The organism is Bifidobacterium sp. ESL0825, from assembly GCF_052606465.1.
In genome coordinates this window covers 1152813-1170844 of the sequence record NZ_CP199589.1, presented here as the reverse complement: position 1 = coordinate 1170844, position 18032 = coordinate 1152813, and the positions used below count along the sequence as shown (strand labels likewise).

General features: G+C 62.5%; 18 protein-coding genes and 1 tRNA gene. 15 read left to right on the top strand and 4 right to left on the bottom strand.

The features are described from left to right. Positions 1-6: 6 nt before the first annotated feature. Both ACUIAG_RS05125 and ACUIAG_RS05120 read right to left on the bottom strand, forming a co-directional pair. Entirely contained in the window at positions 7-1197 is a 1191-nt protein-coding gene (locus ACUIAG_RS05125) for an ABC transporter substrate-binding protein (RefSeq protein WP_445339244.1), read from the bottom strand. A 50-nt stretch (positions 1198-1247) separates the two neighbouring features. Further along, positions 1248-2312: a uroporphyrinogen decarboxylase family protein gene (locus ACUIAG_RS05120; RefSeq protein WP_445339243.1), complete on the bottom strand. Its 1065-nt coding sequence runs from the start codon at positions 2310-2312 to the stop codon at positions 1248-1250. Between the two features lie 393 nt (positions 2313-2705). On the opposite strand from ACUIAG_RS05120, the gene ACUIAG_RS05115 reads away from it, so the two are divergent. From ACUIAG_RS05115 to dapC, 4 genes are all read left to right on the top strand, one after another. Then, positions 2706-3935 (top strand): FAD-binding protein, encoded by a 1230-nt coding sequence (locus ACUIAG_RS05115; protein WP_445339242.1) that lies wholly within the window; start codon positions 2706-2708, stop codon positions 3933-3935. Positions 3936-4028: 93 nt separating this feature from the next. Then, entirely contained in the window at positions 4029-5552 is a 1524-nt protein-coding gene (locus tag ACUIAG_RS05110; protein WP_445339241.1) for an amino acid permease, read from the top strand. Between the two features lie 57 nt (positions 5553-5609). Next, entirely contained in the window at positions 5610-5927 is a 318-nt protein-coding gene (gene fdxA, locus ACUIAG_RS05105; protein WP_015022367.1) for a ferredoxin, read from the top strand. Positions 5928-5997: 70 nt separating this feature from the next. Next, a complete protein-coding gene (gene dapC / locus ACUIAG_RS05100; protein ID WP_445339240.1) occupies positions 5998-7128 on the top strand; it encodes a succinyldiaminopimelate transaminase in 1131 nt (376 codons plus the stop codon). On the opposite strand, the gene dinB is transcribed toward dapC, so the two are convergent. Next, positions 7125-8396, bottom strand: a complete 1272-nt coding sequence (gene dinB, locus ACUIAG_RS05095) for a DNA polymerase IV (RefSeq protein ID WP_445339239.1) — start codon at positions 8394-8396, stop codon at positions 7125-7127. The two genes, dapC and dinB, sit on opposite strands and share 4 nt — an antisense overlap. 226 nt (positions 8397-8622) lie before the next feature. Between dinB and ACUIAG_RS05090 the strand changes: the two genes are divergently transcribed. Next, positions 8623-8712 (top strand) — tRNA-Ser (locus ACUIAG_RS05090). A gap of 227 nt (positions 8713-8939) precedes the next feature. On the opposite strand, the gene ACUIAG_RS05085 is transcribed toward ACUIAG_RS05090, so the two are convergent. After that, on the bottom strand, positions 8940-9602 hold the full coding sequence (locus tag ACUIAG_RS05085; protein WP_445339238.1) for an IMPACT family protein: 663 nt from the start codon (positions 9600-9602) through the stop codon (positions 8940-8942). Positions 9603-9710: 108 nt separating this feature from the next. Here ACUIAG_RS05085 and ACUIAG_RS05080 point away from each other — a divergent pair, with 108 nt between their 5' ends. The 10 genes from ACUIAG_RS05080 to rpsS all read left to right on the top strand — a co-directional run bounded on the left by ACUIAG_RS05080 (position 9711) and on the right by rpsS (position 18023). Then, entirely contained in the window at positions 9711-10343 is a 633-nt protein-coding gene (locus tag ACUIAG_RS05080) for an AbrB family transcriptional regulator (protein WP_045924818.1), read from the top strand. 203 nt (positions 10344-10546) lie between these two features. Next, positions 10547-10996, top strand: a complete 450-nt coding sequence (gene rplM, locus ACUIAG_RS05075) for a 50S ribosomal protein L13 (RefSeq protein WP_024626794.1) — start codon at positions 10547-10549, stop codon at positions 10994-10996. 20 nt (positions 10997-11016) lie between these two features. Then, positions 11017-11508 (top strand): 30S ribosomal protein S9, encoded by a 492-nt coding sequence (rpsI, locus tag ACUIAG_RS05070; RefSeq protein ID WP_015022361.1) that lies wholly within the window; start codon positions 11017-11019, stop codon positions 11506-11508. Between the two features lie 373 nt (positions 11509-11881). Next, positions 11882-14611, top strand: a complete 2730-nt coding sequence (gene adhE / locus ACUIAG_RS05065) for a bifunctional acetaldehyde-CoA/alcohol dehydrogenase (RefSeq protein ID WP_445340375.1) — start codon at positions 11882-11884, stop codon at positions 14609-14611. Between the two features lie 286 nt (positions 14612-14897). Continuing rightward, entirely contained in the window at positions 14898-15206 is a 309-nt protein-coding gene (gene rpsJ, locus ACUIAG_RS05060) for a 30S ribosomal protein S10 (protein ID WP_006295278.1), read from the top strand. Between the two features lie 16 nt (positions 15207-15222). Beyond that, complete coding sequence (gene rplC / locus ACUIAG_RS05055) at positions 15223-15876, top strand: 50S ribosomal protein L3 (protein WP_015022359.1); 654 nt, start codon at positions 15223-15225, stop codon at positions 15874-15876. A gap of 4 nt (positions 15877-15880) precedes the next feature. Beyond that, complete coding sequence (gene rplD, locus ACUIAG_RS05050; RefSeq protein ID WP_015022358.1) at positions 15881-16555, top strand: 50S ribosomal protein L4; 675 nt, start codon at positions 15881-15883, stop codon at positions 16553-16555. A gap of 5 nt (positions 16556-16560) precedes the next feature. Then, on the top strand, positions 16561-16863 hold the full coding sequence (rplW, locus tag ACUIAG_RS05045) for a 50S ribosomal protein L23 (protein ID WP_015022357.1): 303 nt from the start codon (positions 16561-16563) through the stop codon (positions 16861-16863). 35 nt (positions 16864-16898) lie between these two features. After that, positions 16899-17729: a 50S ribosomal protein L2 gene (rplB, locus tag ACUIAG_RS05040; protein ID WP_015022356.1), complete on the top strand. Its 831-nt coding sequence runs from the start codon at positions 16899-16901 to the stop codon at positions 17727-17729. Positions 17730-17744: 15 nt separating this feature from the next. Next, complete coding sequence (gene rpsS, locus ACUIAG_RS05035; protein ID WP_015022355.1) at positions 17745-18023, top strand: 30S ribosomal protein S19; 279 nt, start codon at positions 17745-17747, stop codon at positions 18021-18023. The last annotated feature ends 9 nt before the right edge of the window (positions 18024-18032 follow it).

Here is an 18032-nt window from a genome sequence, read left to right as displayed (position 1 = left end):
CGCTGCTCACTCCTCGATCTGTTTGAATTTGCCCTGATCCACCTGGAGGAGGATGGGTTTGATCGTATCCGCCCGGCGGGTCTTGGTGTTGAATCGGAAAGTCCCTCCCTGGCCTTGGTAGAGCGGGAAGTCCTTGACCTTGCTTAGGGCCTCCTGAATGCCCTCCCTGGTGGGGCTGGTCTTCTCGCCTGCGTAGGCCAGATCCATAATGGCCTGGTAGGCAGTGATTTCGAAGTTGCCGGGGACGGTGTGATACCGGTCCTCAAAGCTCTTGACGAAAGCCTTGGCTTTCGCATCCTTGGTGCCTGTTGCCGAAAAGACGCCGGTAATAATGGCCCCTTGGGCGTTCGCTCCGGTCAGGGAGAGGAACTCCTTGGTCTCCTGACCGCCGAAGAAGGGTCCCTTATAGTCCAGTTTGTCCCGCAGGGTATTGGCGATCAGCGCCCCATCCGGTCCGTAACCGATGTCCACCACGGCCTCGGGGGCGGCATTCTTGGCCGGGATCAGTATTGGAGTCAGATCCGTGGAATCGGGCAGATAGGAGGACTGGTAGACGATCTGCACCCCGAGCCGTTCCGCAGCCTCCTTGAAGTACTGGAAGGATTCCTTCCCCCAGTCGTTTTCTATATAGACAACGGAGATCTTCTTGGCTCGCTTGGACACCGCCTCAGCGTTGGCTTCCTGGTAGGTCTTCTGCGATATTTGAGGTGTCCATACATGATCACCCGAATTCGTGAAGGTCGGCGAGGAGTTGTTGAAGCCGTAATGGACCAGCCCGGCCTGTTGGAAAATAGGCGATGCGGCTGAAGAGGCCGGCGAGGAGTAGTCGCCCACAACGGCGATGACTGATTTATCGGAGGCGATCTTGGGGGCGACGGCGGCATCCTGTTTGGCGTCTGATTGGGTGTCGTAGTAGTCGATGTCCAGGCGCTTGCCCTGTATTCCGCCCTTCTTGTTGGCCTGGTCCTTGGCCAGGTCGAAGCCCTGCTGGAACATCTTGCCGTACTCGGCGTAGAGACCGGTCTTGGGGTAGATGGCAGCGACGGTCACATGATCCGACGATCCTGCAGAGGAGCCCTGGTCGCCTCCCAATCCGCAGGCCGACAGCGCCCCGGCCATGGCCATGGTGATCATGAGGGCAACCATTGCCCTGATGGTGCCATGATGCGGCTGGTGCTGCTTTGATGTGATGACCATGATGTCTCCCTTGGAGTTTGACGGTTGATGTCGGTGGGTTGTTTGTGGTTTCAGACTTGCTTGGGGGCCCGGGTTTTGCTCAGAAGGCGCAGGGCCTCCTCGTCGGCGGGCGTCGGGATGGTGCATGAGGGTGCCAGGAGGAAGGGACGGCCTTGACGGGCCTGAATGGTCTGATTCAATTCCTGGCGGATCTGATCCACGTCGCTGCCCGGATTGAAGAGTTCGAAGTCGGCTCCTCCCACGGGTACCGCTGGAAAGTCGGTGCTGATTTCAGGATTGCCTGGGCGGAACTGGTCCCAGTGGAGAAAATCGGGATTCAGGTCGGTGAATTCTTCGGGATGGGCATCCTCCCGGCAGGTATGCACCAGGACCAGGGCTTCCGGATTGGCCTGTCTGACCGCTTGGATCACGATCCGGTCATAGGGCTTGGCCCATTCCTCCAGTTGCGCCTGGTTGAAGTAGCCATGGCTGGCCAGACCCGTCTCGGCGAAGAAGATGCCGTCCAGACCAGCCCCGCCTTGCTCCTTGGGGCTGACCAGCAGGGTAGCGTAGTCGGCAAGGGTCCGGGCGATGTTGTCCAGCGCTGACTTGGCCGCCTCGGGCTGGTCGAAGATCAGCGTCTGTCTGTTCAGGCCCCTGTCATTCTCCTGCACGGAGCCCTGCCCCTCGGGATAGAGGGGGAGATCGGCCAACTGAAGGAGGACTGAGAGCGGGGAGAAGACCGTGTCGATGACTGCTCGGTCCTCAAGGCCGTCTCGGATGCCTCTTGCAGCCTGGATCTGCTCTTGGAGCACCTTATTGGTTTCAGGATCGCGGTAGTCGATGCGGGCGATATCCCCTGCCTCCTGGATGGCCGTGCGGACGGTGCGCGGGATCAGCCAATCATAGTGATCCTTGTCGTAGACTGCGTCCCAGACCTCGGCATAGTAGATGGCCCTCGGGTTGATCTTGACCCAGTCCCAATCCCACTTGCGAACGAAGTCCAAGGTGGCTGCGGCAAAATTCTCGGCACCGTACTCGTGCCCGATGTGGTGCTGCCAGGCGGAGGTCAGCCAGGCTTGTTTCCCCTGGTCATGGGCTATCTGGTGGAACTGGGTTCTTCTGTCTTCTGTCATTGCATGCTCATTTCCTGGTATGTGTCCTATGAACGCCCGGTCAGGCGTCCAGGTGGTTCCGGTGCCCTTCGTCCGGAAACAGGGCTTTGGAGATTCCCCTTCCCAAAGCTCTTGTCACATAAAACCCCCAGGAAGCAGGCCCGTCAACGACCTGGCATATAGGTAATATCTATCGCCGCTAATCGTCCCCTGACCCTGCGCGGGTCTTGCGAAAGCTATAGGAAAAGCTGATAGGGGGGTCAGACAGGACTTTGCAGTCACCTTGATGCCCTTGCTTTGCTATCCGAGTATGGCCGATTGATGATCGCCAAGGGCGACAGGGGGCATTTCAGGTCTGGCATGGCTCCGGCTCGGGAGAGGCCCTCATAAGGGGACGATGATACAGTGAATTGCATGTCTGACGTATCCTCCAGAGACACCATTCCGACCTTTGCCGATATCACCACTGTGGGTGTGGGCGGGAGCATGGCTGCCTTCGTTCAGCCCCGAAGCCGTGTGGGCATGATCGAGGCTGTGGAGGACGCGGATTCCAAGGGGTTGCCCCTCTGCCTGATCGGCGGGGGATCCAACCTGCTGGCCTCCGACCAGGATTTTCCCGGCGTGGTTGTGCGTGACATCCGTCAGGACATCAGCGTGCCCGACGAGGTGGCTCCGCCTGAAGGTGGTGCTCCTGTTGTTCACATCAACGCAACGGCTGGGACCAATTGGGATGATCTGGTCTCCTACTGCGTGCGCATGCACCTGATCGGGGCAGAGGGACTGTCCGGCATCCCCGGGACTGTCGGGGCCTCGGTGGTCCAGAACATCGGCGCCTACGGCCAGGAGGTCGGCCGCCTGGTCGACTCAGTCGAGGTCTGGGACCGCCAGGACAAGGTCACTGCCTATCTGCGGGCCTCGGATCTGGATTTCGGATACAGGACCTCCCTGCTCAAGCAGACCATGTACCAGGCGCCGGCCGTGCCCGACGCACGGTTCTTCCCCACGCCGCGCTACGTGGTCCTTTCGGTCACCCTGGTCCTGCGACACGGGTCCGCCGCTCAGGTGGGTTCCGCCCAGCTGGCCAGGGCCCTGGGTGTGGAGGTCGGGGCAACCCTTCCCCTAGAGCGGATCCGTCAGGCGGTTCTGAGCGTCAGAGCAGGCAAGGGGATGCTGGAGGATCCCTACCGGTACCTGACCGATTGGATGGGATCCTGCCGTCGGACCTCCGACCTGGAAGAGGCTCTGGAGGCAGTCCAGGATGACCTTCACGGCCCCAGGGGCGAGCGGGTGCTGCTTGACCGTCATAGCTGCGGGAGTTTCTTCACCAATCCGATCATCAGTAGCAAGGCCGCGGATGCCCTGCCGGTGGATGCCCCGCGCTATCCTGTCGAAGACTCGGCATTGGTCAAGACCTCAGCAGCCTGGCTGATCGATCATGCAGGCTTCCACAGGGGATTCGCCTTGGAAGAGGGGTCGGCTGCCGCCCTGTCTGATGTGCACACACTGGCCTTGACCAACCGCGGAGGTGCTCGCTCAGACGACTTGGTGGCCTTGGCCCGTGCCATCCAGAAAGGTGTGGATTCCACCTTCGGCATCCATCTGATTCCCGAGCCTGTTACCCCAGGCATCGACCTGGCCTGGTAGCTCCTGCTTTCACGTATTGAGCGTATTTCGGTTTTGTATGGCACCATATCCTATGATTACTCGCCGGAGCGGGACTCATGAGTCGGGAGCAAGATGGAACTATTCAGGAAGAAATCGGTTGAACAGACCCTGGCAGAGACCGGGGAGGAAGGCAGGTCGCTCAAGCGGACGCTGACCACCTGGGATCTGGCCATCATGGCCGTCGCAGTGGCCGTGGGCGCGGGGATCTTCTCGGTGGGGGCCCAGGCAGCGGCCTTCCATGCGGGTCCGGCTGTCATCATTTCCTTCGTCATCGCAGGCATCGTCTGTGCGGCGGCCGTCATGTGCTACGCGGAGTTCGCCTCCATGATCCCGGTTTCAGGTTCGGCCTACACCTTCACTTACAACACCATGGGCGAACTGGTGGCTTGGATCATCGGCTGGGACCTGATTCTGGAGATGCTCATGGCCGCCTCGGTCATCTCCAAGTACTGGGGCGTCTACCTGAACGACTTCATCCATCTGATGGGCGGCACCTCCTTCAGCTCCAGCTTCCATCTGGGTGGCCTGGATGTGGACCTGGCCCCGCTGGTGGTCGTCACCCTCTTCACGGTCCTTCTGGTCCTGGGCACCAAGCTTTCAGCCCGGTTCGACGGCGCCTTGACCGTCCTCAAGATCGGCATCGTGGTCTTCGTCATCGTGGTGGGCTTCTTCTACGTAAAATTGGACAACTACCGGCCCTTCATCCCGCCTTCTGAGCCGGCTTCTGCCGTTCCGGGGGCCAGCGTGCCGGGAATCATGGGCCAGCCCCTCTGGCAGTGGGTCTCAGGCATGCAGCCCACCATCTACGGTATCCCCGGCATCCTCTCAGGCGCGGCCCTGGTCTTCTTCGCCTTCGTGGGATTCGATATTGTCGCCACCACCTCCGAGGAGGCCAAGGAGCCCCATAAGACCATCCCCCGCGGAATCGGCCTGGGCATGCTGATCGTCATCACCCTGTACATCCTGGTCGCCATCGTCACCACCGGCATGGTCTCCTACAAGGATCTGGCCAAGGCCAAGAATCCCTCCCTGGCCACAGGCTTCGAGATGGTCGGTGCTCCCTGGGCCGCCAAGATCATCTCCTTCGGCATCGTGGTGGGGCTGACCACCGTGGTCATGGTGCTCCTGCTGGGGCTGACCCGCATCGTCTTCGCCATGAGCCGGGACGGGCTTCTTCCGCGTGCCCTGTCCCGCACCGGCCGTCATGGCACGCCGGCCCGCATTCAGATCCTGGGCGGCATTGTGGTGGCTGTAGTGGCCTCCTGCTTCCCCATAGACGTCTTGTCCGACATGGTCAACATCGGCACGCTCTCGGCCTTCCTGCTGGTGGCCATCTCCCTGCCCATCATGCGCAAGCGCCGGCCTGACCTGCCCCGGTCCTTCAAGATGCCCGGCAACCCCTGGGTTCCCATTCTGATCGCCCTGGCCTGCCTCTGGCTCATGCTCAACCTGACCGTGCTGACCTGGATCCGGTTCGTGGTCTGGCTGGCTGCAGGACTGGCCATCTACTTCGGCTATTCCTACCGGCACTCCCTGCTCGGCCGTCATCAGCTCAGCGGGAAGATATCCGAGGCCACCCAGGCTGGTCTGGACTGACCTGGAGCGTCGGCGCTGCAGTGTAGAGTGAATACTCGCATACTCAGGAGGTAACCCATGACCTACGTCATCGCTCAGCCCTGCGTGGACGTCAAGGACAAGGCCTGCGTGGACGAATGCCCGGTGGACTGCATCTACGAGGGCGTCCGTTCGCTCTACATCAATCCCAACGAGTGCGTGGACTGCGGCGCCTGCGAGCCGGTCTGCCCGGTGGAGGCCATCTTCTACGAGGATGATCTGCCCGAGGAGTGGACCTGGTACAAGGACGCGGCGACTGATTTCTTCGCCCAGGTGGGGGATGCCGGCGGCGCTGCCGCGGTCGGCCCCTACGATCACGATCCGGAGGGTGTGGCAGCCCTGCCGCCCAACAAGTAGTCGATTCAAGCTGACGAGCCGCGGACGGGAGCCATCCCACCGCGGCTTATTTATAGGAGAAAGGCGGACCATGGGTTTCCACTCTTTCGAATCCCCCTACGACTGGTCAAGGATCGACCCCTATCGGCGGCGTGCCGAGCAATGCCCCGGCGGCCTGGTCGACCTGTCGGTAGGTTCACCGGTGGATCCTGTGCCCAGGTCGGTCAGGGAGGCCTTGGCTGCGGCTGCGGATGACGGCCAGGCACGAGGCTATCCAAAAACTGCCGGTGATGGCCCTCTGAGACAGGCCGTGGCCGACTGGTTCCGTCGTTGCCGCGGGGTCGATCTGGATGCCCTGGGAGCGGACCTGGTTCCCACCGTCGGATCCAAGGAGTCGGTGGCGCTCATGGCCTCCCTCCTGCATCTGGGGCCGGGGGACCGGGTGGTGCAGCCGAGGGTATCCTATCCCACCTATGCCATCGGAACCCAGCTGGCCGGGGCCCAGGTGACGACCGTGGATGATCCGGCTGATACGGATTCATGGGTGGACCTGCCCGGCGTGCGAGCCATATGGATCAATTCGCCGGGCAACCCCAGTGGACGGGTCATCGACCGAGCCGGGTTGGCGACGATTGTACGGGCAGCCCGTTCGATAGGGGCTACGGTCCTGAGTGACGAGTGCTATGCCCTGCTGGACTGGTCAGGATCCGCCCAGGCCTCACCCTGCATTTTGGAGTCTCAAGTCTGTGGCGGCGATGCCAGCGGGATACTGTGCCTGTACTCAATGAGCAAGCAGTCCAACATGGCCGGATACAGGGCTGCCCTGGTGGCCGGCGATGCTCAACTGGTGAAGGCCATGACCGCCTACCGCAAGCAGGTCGGACTGATTGTGCCAGGTCCAGTGCAAGGGGCCATGCGGGCCGCTCTGGAGGATGGCGAGGCCGTGACGGCCCAGCGCGATGTCTATGCTCGTCGCCTGCATGCGCTGACTGAAGCTCTCGGAGCTTACGGATACGATGCCGTCATGCCTCAAGGCGGCCTTTATATCTGGGCACAAGCCCGTTCGGGCGATTGCTGGGCAGACATGGCTGAACTGTCCCGTCTGGGGATCCTGGCCAGCCCGGGGGAGTTCTACGGGGATGGCCGCTATCTGCGGTTCTCGTCAACCATCACTGACGAGCAGCTGGATCTGGCCTTGGGGCGTCTGCGGAGCGCCGCTTAGAGGCCCATGCTGACTGAGCCCTTGCCGTAGCGGTTCCTGATGGAGTCCATGGTGGCCTCTGCCTGATCCAGGCGCTGGGCCTCGCTGCCGGTGCGGCGTTTGCTCTCGTGGATGATGTCGTCCAAGGACGGTTGGATGGGAGTGTCCTCCACCCGGCTCAGGCCGGATGCGCTGACGCCGGCCAGACGGATCAGCCTGGGCAGGGGTGTGTCCATGGGCACGCCATCGGGCAGCCCCAGCATGGCCTTGAGCAGGCCGACTGCTTGCGGATAGATGCGGTTGGCTGAGTTGACCGGGGTTTCCAGGGTGTGGGCCTTGGTCATATAGCGCAGATCATCGAAGCGCAGTTTGACGGTGATGGTTCGGGCGATCAGGTCGTGCGATCGCAGTCCGGTGGCCACTTCGTCGCTGCAGACGCGCAGGAGGTCGCAGACCTGCTTCATGCTGGTCGTGTCGTGCAGGAAGGTGCGTTCCGCGCCTAGGGATTTCTCCGGCGCTCGCGGCTGGACCGGATCGTCGTCCAGTCCGTGTGAGGCCTGTGCCAGCTTCCTGGCGGTAAGGTTCGAGCCCGTGGCCCGAGTCAGATCCCGCTCGCTCATGGTGGCCAGGTCGGCCACGTCCTTGATGGCCCAGGCATTGAGCCGCTTCTCCAGGGCCGGTCCGATGCCGGGGATGCCGCGCAGGGGCATCAGCTGGACGAACTCGGCCTGCCGGGCCTTGGGGATCAGCAGCATGCCGTCGGGCTTGGCATTGGTGGAGGCCATCTTGGCTACCAGCTTGTTGGTGGCGATGCCCACCGAGCAGGTCACGTGGAATTGTCGGGCCACGCTGGCTCGAATCCACCGGGCGATGGCTGTGGGCATGCCCCAGCGCATGAGCGCCCCGGACACGTCCATATAGCATTCATCTACTGAGACCTGCTCGATCTGATCAGTAATTCGTGAGAAAACCGTATCAAATATCCTTCGTGAGATATTCCGGTAATAGGTCATGTCGACCGGGAGAAACACCCCTTGAGGGCACAGACGCTCGGCACGTGCCAGGGGCATGGCCGAGTTGATGCCGAAAGCCCTGGCTTCATAGCTGGCCGCGGAGACCACCGACCGCCGTCCGGTGCCGATGATGACCGGCCGGCCCTGCAATTGAGGGTGTCGGGCGACTTCGCAGGAGGCGTAGAAGGCATCCATGTCAATGTGCAGCACCGTGCAGCCGGTCTCGTCATGTCCCCAGTCTTTCTTGGCGGCTGCAAGCCTTGGTGCGGTACTCATGGCTCCATGATATAAAGGGGCCCCAGAGGAACATGCGATAAATTATTCTCAAACGTAAATTCTTGGAAAAGATTCACAATTCTGGTTTTTATCCATGAAAATGAACGAATCTGTCCTGTGCTTTATTGCATCCTGTCGCGCCGGCGAGTCAGGTCGGTCAATCATGGTAATCTATTGTTTTGTTCCCAAAACTCTGGGGCTAAGGCCTTGGATCGGGAGCCTGCATGGAGACGTGCCTGAGTGGCCGAAAGGGGCACCCTGCTAAGGTGTTGACTGCGCAAGCGGTCCAGGAGTTCGAATCTCCTCGTCTCCGCCAGATGACCGGTGATCGCTGATTCTGCACGATCACCGGTCCTATTCATTACTGGGGATTCATTGTCAAAGACGTTTATTCCCATATCCGTGTTTATTCCCATAGACTTTGTGGAGGTGCCGCCTGGGGAGGTCCGAGTCTGTGAGGCGGCGGACCGAAGATGCTTGGCGTGAGCCTGTCCGGCAGGGCAGATCACAGTTGGGCAATGGCTGCATGGCCCGTCCCGCCGATCATGTGGTAGATGAAGCCTGGTCCCCAGACAGGGGAATAAGTCTTTGGCCTTCGCCCAGTGCGCTGGGTTCTGCCCGGCCTTGCAGAAGGTCGTCCAGCCGACCATGGAAGGCTGGCACCGCTGCGGGCTCCAGGTCGTAGGTCAGCCGGACCTGATCAGTGAAGTCCTCGGTCTCCACGTGCCCCCCGGAGGTGCGGATCAGACGGCGCAGAGGATCGTACTCTGGATAGTCCACGGTGATCGTGAATCGCTGGGTCGGGAGCACACGTGCCTGCTTTGCCGCCTTGAGCGCCAGGGAGGCTGCTGAGGAGTAGGCCCGGATCAGCCCTCCTGACCCGAGAAGGATCCCCCCGAAGTAACGGGTCACCGTCAGGACGCAGTCGGTCACTCCCCGCCGACGCATGACCTCAAGTATGGGCTTGCCGGCCGTCCCGGAGGGCTCCCCGTCATCGCTCATGCGTTCGCTGGTGCGGCCCTCCGGTCCCCAGATCGCGCAGTGGCAGACGTGCCGGGCCTTGGGGTGCTGTAAACGGACCTCTTGGACGAAGGCCATGGCCGCCTGCTGGTCCTCCACATGGCAGGCCTGGCCGATGAACTCGGACTTCCGCTCGGTAAGGGAACCCGTAGCCGGTTTCTGCGGCGTATCCAGTATGGTGAGCAAATCGGCTTGCCTCCTATGCCTGTCGTCTCCTCGGTTCTTGCACTATCTCCATGCTAAGGGGGATCCCGGGCCGGGTCTGATATCAAGGAGAGGACCTAAGCTGGCCGCATGACCAATCCCCAGGACCAGCCGGACACCGAATCCCCATCAGCCGGCAAGCCCCATGAGGCCCTGACCGTTTTCTATGAAAGGCTCAGGCATTCCACGGATACGGCCGAGCTGCACGAATTCGCCCGCAGCCCCCTGCCCGACAGGTCCGACCAGGCCGCCTTCTCGCGCTTCACGGCACTGCTGGAGGCAGTGGCTGGCAATGAGCATACGCCGGTGGAGGACAGGGTCTACCTGGCGCAGACCATGCCATTTCCCAACATTCTGGTCAAGCTCTCCCAGGATTCCAGCCCTGAGGTCCGACGGGCGGTGGCCGCCAACAAGGATGACAAGAACTGGCTGGTCGGTCTGCTCACCAAGGACGAGGACGCTGGTGTCAGGGCTGCTGCGCTGACCAACCCCATGACCTCCTGGAAGATGCGCCTGGAGGGCGCCCAGGACGATCGGACCGATGCCGATACCCTGGACTTTCTCGGGGCTCTGGGCACTCGCGACGAGCAGGACGCCCCCCATGTGCTGGCCGCCATGGTGCGCCGGGCCGTGGCCCTGAATCCCAACACCGGGCAGGCGACCCTTGAGGCCCTGCGCAAGGACCCGGACGGGCAGGTGGCACGGGCAGCTGCCTCGCGCTGAGACAGGTGCCGACGCGAATTTTGACGAACGGCCCACAGGCGTTACAATAATGGATTGTTGTGTTTCCCTAAGGGGTCCTCAAAGCGCTTTTCCCACTCGCCGTCTAGGACTTTCAGGGAGCCCACGGAATACATGGCTTTCGGCCAGCATGGCAGCATGCGGCGCGGAGAGCCCGAAACACAATGCAAGGAAAAGGTTGAATCGTGAAGACTTTCACCCCGAAACCAGCCGATCTGACACATGACTGGTATATCGTCGATGCCTCCGGTGTGGTGCTGGGGCGTCTGGCAGCCCAGGTGGCCGATCTGCTGCGCGGCAAGAACAAGCCCACCTATGCGCCATACGCCGACTCCGGCAACAACGTCATCGTCATCAACGCGTCCAAGATGGTGCTGACGGGCAACAAGAACGACAAGGTGCTCTACACCCACTCCGGCCGCCCCGGCGGTCTGCGTCGCGACTCCTACGGGCAGTTGATGGAGCACAACCCCGAGCGCATCATCACGACGGCGGTCAAGGGCATGCTGCCCAAGAACAAGCTGGCCAAGGTCCAGCTGACCAGGCTGCGGGTCTTCGCAGGCGAGGAGCATCCTCACACCTCGCAGCAGCCCATTGAGTACAAGATCCATCAGGTCGCCCAGCAGGCCAAGTAGGACCAGAGGAGATAATCACCATGGCTGACAACAACAACAGCTCCGCGGTTCTTGAGGCCGAGGAGACCAGCGCTTCCTACACTTCCGAGACCAACGCCGGCGCAGGCACCGGCACCTCCGCCATCGAGCCGGGCTACGGCACCGGCCGCCGCAAGGAGGCAGTCGCCCGCGTCCGTCTGATCCCGGGCTCTGGCAAGTGGAGCATCAACGGACACACCCTGGAGGAGTACTTCCCCAGCAAGCTGCACCAGCGCGAGGTCAACTCGCCTATCGTGCTGCTCAAGCTTGAGAACAAGTTCGACGTGGTTGTGCGCGTCGAGGGCGGCGGCGTGACCGGCCAGGCCGGCGCAGTCCGTCTGGGCGTAGCACGCGCCCTGAACGCCATCGACCGGGACGCCAACCGTCCTGCCCTGAAGAAGGCCGGATTCCTGACCCGTGACGCCCGCGTGGTGGAGCGCAAGAAGGCCGGTCTGCACAAGGCCCGTCGCGCCCCGCAGTTCTCCAAGCGCTGACGTCTGCAGTTTCTTCCATCCCCGAGGTTCCCCCGGACCTTGGGGATTTTTCATGCCTGGATTCATGCCTGTTCATACCTGGACGGCCCAGTCTGAAGCGAACGTCAAAGCGCACGTTCGGGTGCGGAAAATGACCAGAAAAACCACGAATTCCCACATGACACGCTTCAAGCGAACGTTCGCTCATCCGGGGGCTCAATAGTGCCCCCTCTGGTCTATATTGTGACTTTCGTCACGTTATGACGGATGCCTTTCGTGGACCGGCGCGGTCTGAGACCGCCTCAGACTTTCTGCTGGCCCTCATCGGTATTCGCGGAACATGAGGAGGGCCAATATCTTGGCTGGAACGCAGAAGCAGAAGCATGACCATCAAGTGAAGGAGCCGGTAGCCGACAGGGAAGGCGGCCAGCCCGACAGCAGTGAGCTGGCCCGCAGGGAGGTTGATGCCCTGGTCGTCCGCGCGCAGTCGGCTTTACGCGCCTTTGAAGAGCTCGACCAGGAGCATGTCGATCGGATCGTGGCCAAGGCCTCGATCGCGGCCCTGAACAAGCACCTTCCCCTGGCGCAGATGGCCGTGGAGGAGACCGGGCGCGGCCTGGTGGAGGACAAGGCCACCAAGAACATCTTCGCCTGCGAGCATGTGACCAATTATCTGGCCAAGCAGCGCACCGTGGGCATCATCAGCGAAAACGACGTGGACGGCATCATCGAGGTGGCCGAGCCGGCGGGAGTCGTGGCCGGCGTGACCCCGGTGACCAATCCCACCTCGACTGCCATCTTCAAGTCGCTGCTGGCTTTGAAGACCCGCTGTCCCATCGTCTTCGGATTCCACCCATACGCCCAGCGCTGCTCGGTGGAGGCGGCCCGGATCGTCCGCGACGCAGCCATCGAGGCGGGCGCTCCGCGCGATTGCATCCAGTGGATCGAGCACCCCTCAGTCGAGGCCACCGGCGCGCTCATGCAGCACCCCGGCGTGGCCACCATACTGGCCACCGGCGGTCCTGGCATGGTCAAGGCCGCCTACTCTTCGGGCAAGCCTGCCCTGGGTGTAGGAGCCGGCAATGCTCCGGCATATGTGGACCGCAGGGTCAACGTTCCCCGGGCCGTCAACGACCTGATCCTGTCCAAGCATTTCGACTACGGCATGATCTGCGCCACGGAGCAGGCCGTCATCGCCCATCAGGATGTGCATGACCGGGTGATCGAGGAGATGAAGCGGCGCAAGGCTTACTTCGTCAATCCCGAGGAGAAGGCCAAGCTGGAGGAGTACATGTTCGGCGTGCGTGCCCATGCTGGTGACGACGCTCCCGCTCCCAGGCTCAACTCCGAGGTTCCGGGCAAGTCTCCACAATTCATCGCCCGTCAAGCCGGGTTCGAGATCCCCGAGGACGCGACCATCCTGGCAGCCCAATGCGACCAGGTGGGCCCCGTGGAACCCCTGACCTTGGAGAAGCTGGCTCCGGTGCAGGCCGTGCTCAAGGCCCGCAACAAGGAAGAGGGCTTCGCCCTCTGCGAGCAGATGCTGCGCTACGGCGCCGGGCACACGGCAGCCATCCACACCGATGACGAGAGGCTGGTGCGCGAGTACGGGCAGCGCATGCACGCCTGCCGGATTGTCTGGAACCAGCCCAGCTCCCTGGGCGGCATCGGTGACATCTACAATGCCATCGCCCCCTCCCTGACCCTGGGCTGCGGCTCCTACGGCGGCAATTCCGTCTCGGGCAACGTCCAGGCGGTCAACCTGATCAACATCAAGCGGATCGCGCGGAGGAACAACAACATGCAGTGGTTCAAGGTGCCGGCCAAGACCTACTTCGAGCCCAACTCCGTCCGCTACCTGCGCGACATGTTCGGCATCCGCCGGGCCGTCATCGTATGCGACAAGGTCATGGAGCAGCTGGGGATCGTCGACAAGATCATCGATCAGCTGCGGGCCCGGCCCGAGCCGGTCACCTTCCGCATCATCGACTATGTGGAGCCGGAGCCCAGCGTCGAGACGGTGGAGCGCGGTGCGGCCATGATGCGCGAAGAGTTCGGCCCCGACACCATCATCGCCGTGGGCGGCGGCAGCCCCATGGACGCGGCCAAGATCATGTGGCTGCTCTATGAGCATCCGGAGATCTCCTTTGCCGATGTTCGCGAGAAGTTCTTCGACATCCGCAAGCGGGCCTTCAAGATTCCGCCCCTGGGCACCAAGGCCAGGCTGGTCTGCATTCCCACCTCCTCGGGCACGGGTTCGGAGGTCACCCCATTCGCGGTCATCACCGACCATAAGACCGGATACAAGTACCCCATCACCGACTACGCCCTGACCCCCAGCGTGGCCATCGCGGATCCGGTTCTGGCCCGCACCCAGCCCAAGCAGCTGGCCTGCGACTCGGGCTTCGATGCCCTGACCCACTGCATGGAGGCCTTCGTCTCGGTCTACGCCAATGACTACACCGACGCCATGGCCCTGCATGCGGCCAAGCTGATCTGGGACAACCTGGAGCCTGCCGTGGGCACCGCCGGCGGCGAGGCCAAGGTGCGGGCCCAGGAGAAGATGCACAATGCGGCAACCATGGCCGGCATGGCCTTCGGCTCGGCCTTCCTGGGCATGTGCCACGGCATGGCGCACACCATCGGAGCCCTCTGCCATGTGGCCCATGGGCGGGCCAACTCCATCCTCCTGCCCTATGTGATCCGCTACAACGGACGGGTCCCGGACGAGCCTACCAGCTGGCCCAAGTACAGCGAGTATGTGGCCCCGGAGCGCTACAGGCAGATGGCCCATGTGCTGGGCATCGAATCCGCTGCACCAGAGGAGGGCGTGGAGCTCTTGGCCCGTGCTGTGGAATCCTACAGGGACGAGCGCCTGGGCATGGATGCCTCCTTCCAGGCAGCCGGAGTGGACGAGGACCTCTACTGGCAGTCCCTGGATCAGATCGGCATGCGCGCCTATGAGGACCAGTGCACGCCGGCCAACCCCCGCATTCCGCTGATTGAGGACATGAAGGACATCGCCGTGGCAGCCTACTACGGGGTCAGCCAGGAGGAGGGCCGCCGGATGAGGGTTGCCCGCCAGGGTGAGGGTGTGGTCCAGGAGGCCTCCCAGCGGGCCTGACAGGGCCATAATCGAGTCGAGGGTTCCCCAGGAATCGGTGCGACACGCCCGGATTCTTCTAGGGGAACCCTCGTGCTTTAATAAGAAAGTTGCCTGTTTTGGGCTCGCATTTTGTCAATCACAATAGCGGGTGCAGCGAGGAGTCCCATCCCCACGGGATTCTCCACGGCTGCGCATGGATCCGGCTGAGGCCTGTCGGGAGGAATGTCTCCTTGCGGCCGTCGTTCCGTGCCCTCGAAACAGACTGGGTAATCAGTTCATAGATCGCTAGAAAGGGCGGACGGCAATGGCGGGACAGAAAATCCGCATCAGGCTAAAGTCCTATGACCATGAGGTCATCGACCAATCGGCGAAGAAGATCGTCGAGACGGTGACGAACGCGGGCGCAACTGTGGTTGGCCCCGTTCCGCTGCCGACTGAGAAGAACGTGTATGTCGTCATCCGTTCTCCTCATAAGTACAAGGACTCCCGCGAGCACTTCGAGATGCGCACCCACAAGCGCCTGATCGACATCGTGGATCCCACGCCCAAGGCTGTGGATTCGCTGATGCACATCGATCTGCCGGCGGACGTCAACATTGAGATCAAGCTGTAGGGGAGGAGGAAACCGCATGGCTGAAGAGCAGAGGAACCGCAAGGCTCTCCTGGGCCGCAAGCTGGGCATGTCCCAGGTCTGGGACGAGAACGGCTTCTTCGTCCCGGTGACCCTGGTGGACGTGTCCACCAACGTGGTGACCGCGGTCAAGAACCAGGAGAAGGACGGCTACCAGGCCATCCAGATCGGCTACGGGCAGATCGACCCCACCAAGGTGACCAAGCCGCTGGCTGGCCACTTCGCCAAGGCCGGAGTGACCCCGCGTCGTCACCTGGTCGAGGTCCGCACCGCCGATGCTGACAGCTACCAGCCCGGCCAGGAGCTGGGCCTGGACCTGCTGCCCGAGGGCAGCGAGGTCGATGTGACCGGCACCACCAAGGGCAAGGGCTTTGCAGGCACCATCAAGCGCTGGGGCTTCAAGTCCTACCGCCGCACCCACGGCTCGCACAAGAACGAGCGCCGCCCCGGTTCAGTGGGCGCCTGCGCAACGCCCAGCCGCATCCTCAAGGGCAAGCGGATGGCCGGCCGCATGGGTCATGACACCTCGACCGTCCAGAACCTGACCATCGTCTCCGCAGATGCCGAGAAGGGCGTCATCGCCATCAAGGGTGCCCTGCCCGGGCCCCGCGGCGCCATCGTCCTGGTTCGTTCGGCAGTGAAGGGAGCCTGAAACCATGGCTAAGTTGACTCTGAACATCACCGACGCCCAGGGCAAGAACACCGGGACCGTGGATGCGCCCGAGCAGATCTTCGGCATTGCCGAGGAGGATGTCCGCTCGCATGTGCCGCTGATCCATCAGGTGGTCGTCGCCCAGCTGGCTGCTGCCCGCCAGGGCACGCACTCGGTCAAGACCCGGTCCACCGTCTCCGGCGGCGGCCGCAAGCCTTGGAAGCAGAAGGGCACCGGTCGTGCTCGTCAGGGCTCCATCCGCGCTCCCCAGTGGACCGGTGGCGCCATTGTCCACGGCCCCCAGCCGCGCGACTACTCCCAGCGCACCCCCAAGAAGATGAAGGCCGCAGCCCTGCGCTACGTCCTGTCCGACCGGGTCAACGCCGGACGCGTGCACGTGGTCGATTTCGGCATTGGCGAGACCCCGTCCACCAAGGCCGCCAAGGCAGCCCTGCTGCCCCTGGTCGACAACAGATTCACCACCGTCGTGCTGTCCCGTGAGAACATCAACGAGTGGCTCTCCGTCAGGAACCTGCCCACCGTCCATGTCCTCTTCGCCGATCAGCTCAACACCTACGATGTGGTCACGGCCGAGGATGTCGTCTTCAGCAAGGATGGCTTCGACGCCTTCCTGGCTGTCAAGGGCGGCGCCAAGTCCGAGACCGTCAAGGAGGCCTGATTTTCATGGCAGCTATTCACAAGCCAGCGCACGACATCATTCTGCGTCCGGTCGTCTCCGAGAAGAGCTACGCCAACTCGGACCGCGGCCAGTACACATTCGTGGTGGACCCTGATGCCAACAAGGTCGCCATCAAGCAGGCCATCGAGCAGATCTTCAATGTGAAGGTCACATCGGTCAACACCCTCAATCGTCAGGGCAAGCGGACCCGGACCCGTACGGGCTGGGGTCGCCGCGCCGCCGAGAAGCGCGCCATCGTCAAGGTGGCCGAGGGCCAGTCGATCGATGTCTTCGGTACCAACAACTGAAGGCTAGCCGAGAAAAGTTAAGGAAGAACTAGATTATGGCTATCCGTACATACAAGCCGACGACCGCGGGCCGTCGCAACGCCTCGGTTTCGGACTTCGCCGAAATCACGCGCTCCAAGCCCGAGAAGTCGCTGGTTCGCAAGCTGAGCAAGACCGGCGGACGCAACTCCTATGGCCGCGTCACCAGCCGCCACCGCGGCGGCGGGCACAAGCGCCAGTACCGTCTCATCGACTTCCGCCGCTGGGACAAGGACGGCGTGCCAGCCAAGGTGGCTGAGATCGAATACGATCCCAACCGTTCGGCCCGCATTGCCCTTCTGCACTTCGCAGACGGCGAGAAGCGCTACATCATCGCCCCGCAGGGCATCAAGCAGGGTGACGTCATCGAGACCGGCCCCCAGGCCGATATCAAGCCCGGCAACAACCTGCCTCTGCGCAACATCCCGACCGGCACCATCGTCCACGCCATTGAGCTGCGGCCCCTGGGCGGTGCCAAGATCGCCCGCTCGGCCGGTGCTGCCGTCCAGCTGGTGGCCAAGGACGGGGCCTACGCCCAGCTGCGTATGCCCTCCGGCGAGATCCGCAATGTCGACTCCCGCTGCCGTGCAACCGTGGGCGAGGTCGGCAACAACGACCACGCCAACGTCCAGCTCGGCAAGGCAGGACGTGCCCGCTGGATGGGACGCAGGCCCATCACCCGCGGTGAATCCATGAACCCGGTCGACCACCCGCATGGCGGACGCACTCGTGGCGGCAAGCCGCCAGTGTCTCCCTGGGGCAAGGGCGAGGTTCGCACCCGCAGGCCCAAGAAGGCCTCCAACAAGATGATCGTGCGTCGTCGTCCAAATGGTAAGAACCGCAAGTAAGGGAGTGTCGGAAAGATGACTCGTAGCATCAAGAAGGGCCCATTCGTCGACGCCCACTTGCAGAAGAAAGTCGACGAGCAGAACGAGAAGGGCACCAAGAACGTCATCAAGACCTGGTCCCGTCGTTCCATGATCACCCCGGACTTCATCGGGCACACTTTCGCTGTGCACGATGGCCGCAAGCATGTCCCGGTCTTCGTCACCGAGGCCATGGTCGGCCACAAGCTCGGCGAATTCGCCCCCACCAGGACCTTCAGGGGTCACGTGAAGGACGACAAGAAAGCACGCCGCTGAGGCGAGGGA

Bases quoted from the DNA above. Each gene is read 5' to 3' on its own strand.
- dinB (WP_445339239.1), bottom strand. From the start codon at position 8,396: ATGAGTACCGCACCAAGGCTTGCAGCCGCCAAGAAAGACTGGGGACAT.
- rpsS (WP_015022355.1), top strand. From the start codon at position 17,745: ATGACTCGTAGCATCAAGAAGGGCCCATTCGTCGACGCCCACTTGCAG.
- rplW (WP_015022357.1), top strand. From the start codon at position 16,561: ATGGCAGCTATTCACAAGCCAGCGCACGACATCATTCTGCGTCCGGTC.
- ACUIAG_RS05110 (WP_445339241.1), top strand. From the start codon at position 4,029: ATGGAACTATTCAGGAAGAAATCGGTTGAACAGACCCTGGCAGAGACC.
- ACUIAG_RS05120 (WP_445339243.1), bottom strand. From the start codon at position 2,312: ATGACAGAAGACAGAAGAACCCAGTTCCACCAGATAGCCCATGACCAG.
- rpsI (WP_015022361.1), top strand. From the start codon at position 11,017: ATGGCTGACAACAACAACAGCTCCGCGGTTCTTGAGGCCGAGGAGACC.
- ACUIAG_RS05080 (WP_045924818.1), top strand. From the start codon at position 9,711: ATGACCAATCCCCAGGACCAGCCGGACACCGAATCCCCATCAGCCGGC.
- fdxA (WP_015022367.1), top strand. From the start codon at position 5,610: ATGACCTACGTCATCGCTCAGCCCTGCGTGGACGTCAAGGACAAGGCC.
- rplB (WP_015022356.1), top strand. From the start codon at position 16,899: ATGGCTATCCGTACATACAAGCCGACGACCGCGGGCCGTCGCAACGCC.
- rplD (WP_015022358.1), top strand. From the start codon at position 15,881: ATGGCTAAGTTGACTCTGAACATCACCGACGCCCAGGGCAAGAACACC.
- dapC (WP_445339240.1), top strand. From the start codon at position 5,998: ATGGGTTTCCACTCTTTCGAATCCCCCTACGACTGGTCAAGGATCGAC.
- rplC (WP_015022359.1), top strand. From the start codon at position 15,223: ATGGCTGAAGAGCAGAGGAACCGCAAGGCTCTCCTGGGCCGCAAGCTG.
- ACUIAG_RS05115 (WP_445339242.1), top strand. From the start codon at position 2,706: ATGTCTGACGTATCCTCCAGAGACACCATTCCGACCTTTGCCGATATC.
- ACUIAG_RS05125 (WP_445339244.1), bottom strand. From the start codon at position 1,197: ATGGTCATCACATCAAAGCAGCACCAGCCGCATCATGGCACCATCAGG.
- rpsJ (WP_006295278.1), top strand. From the start codon at position 14,898: ATGGCGGGACAGAAAATCCGCATCAGGCTAAAGTCCTATGACCATGAG.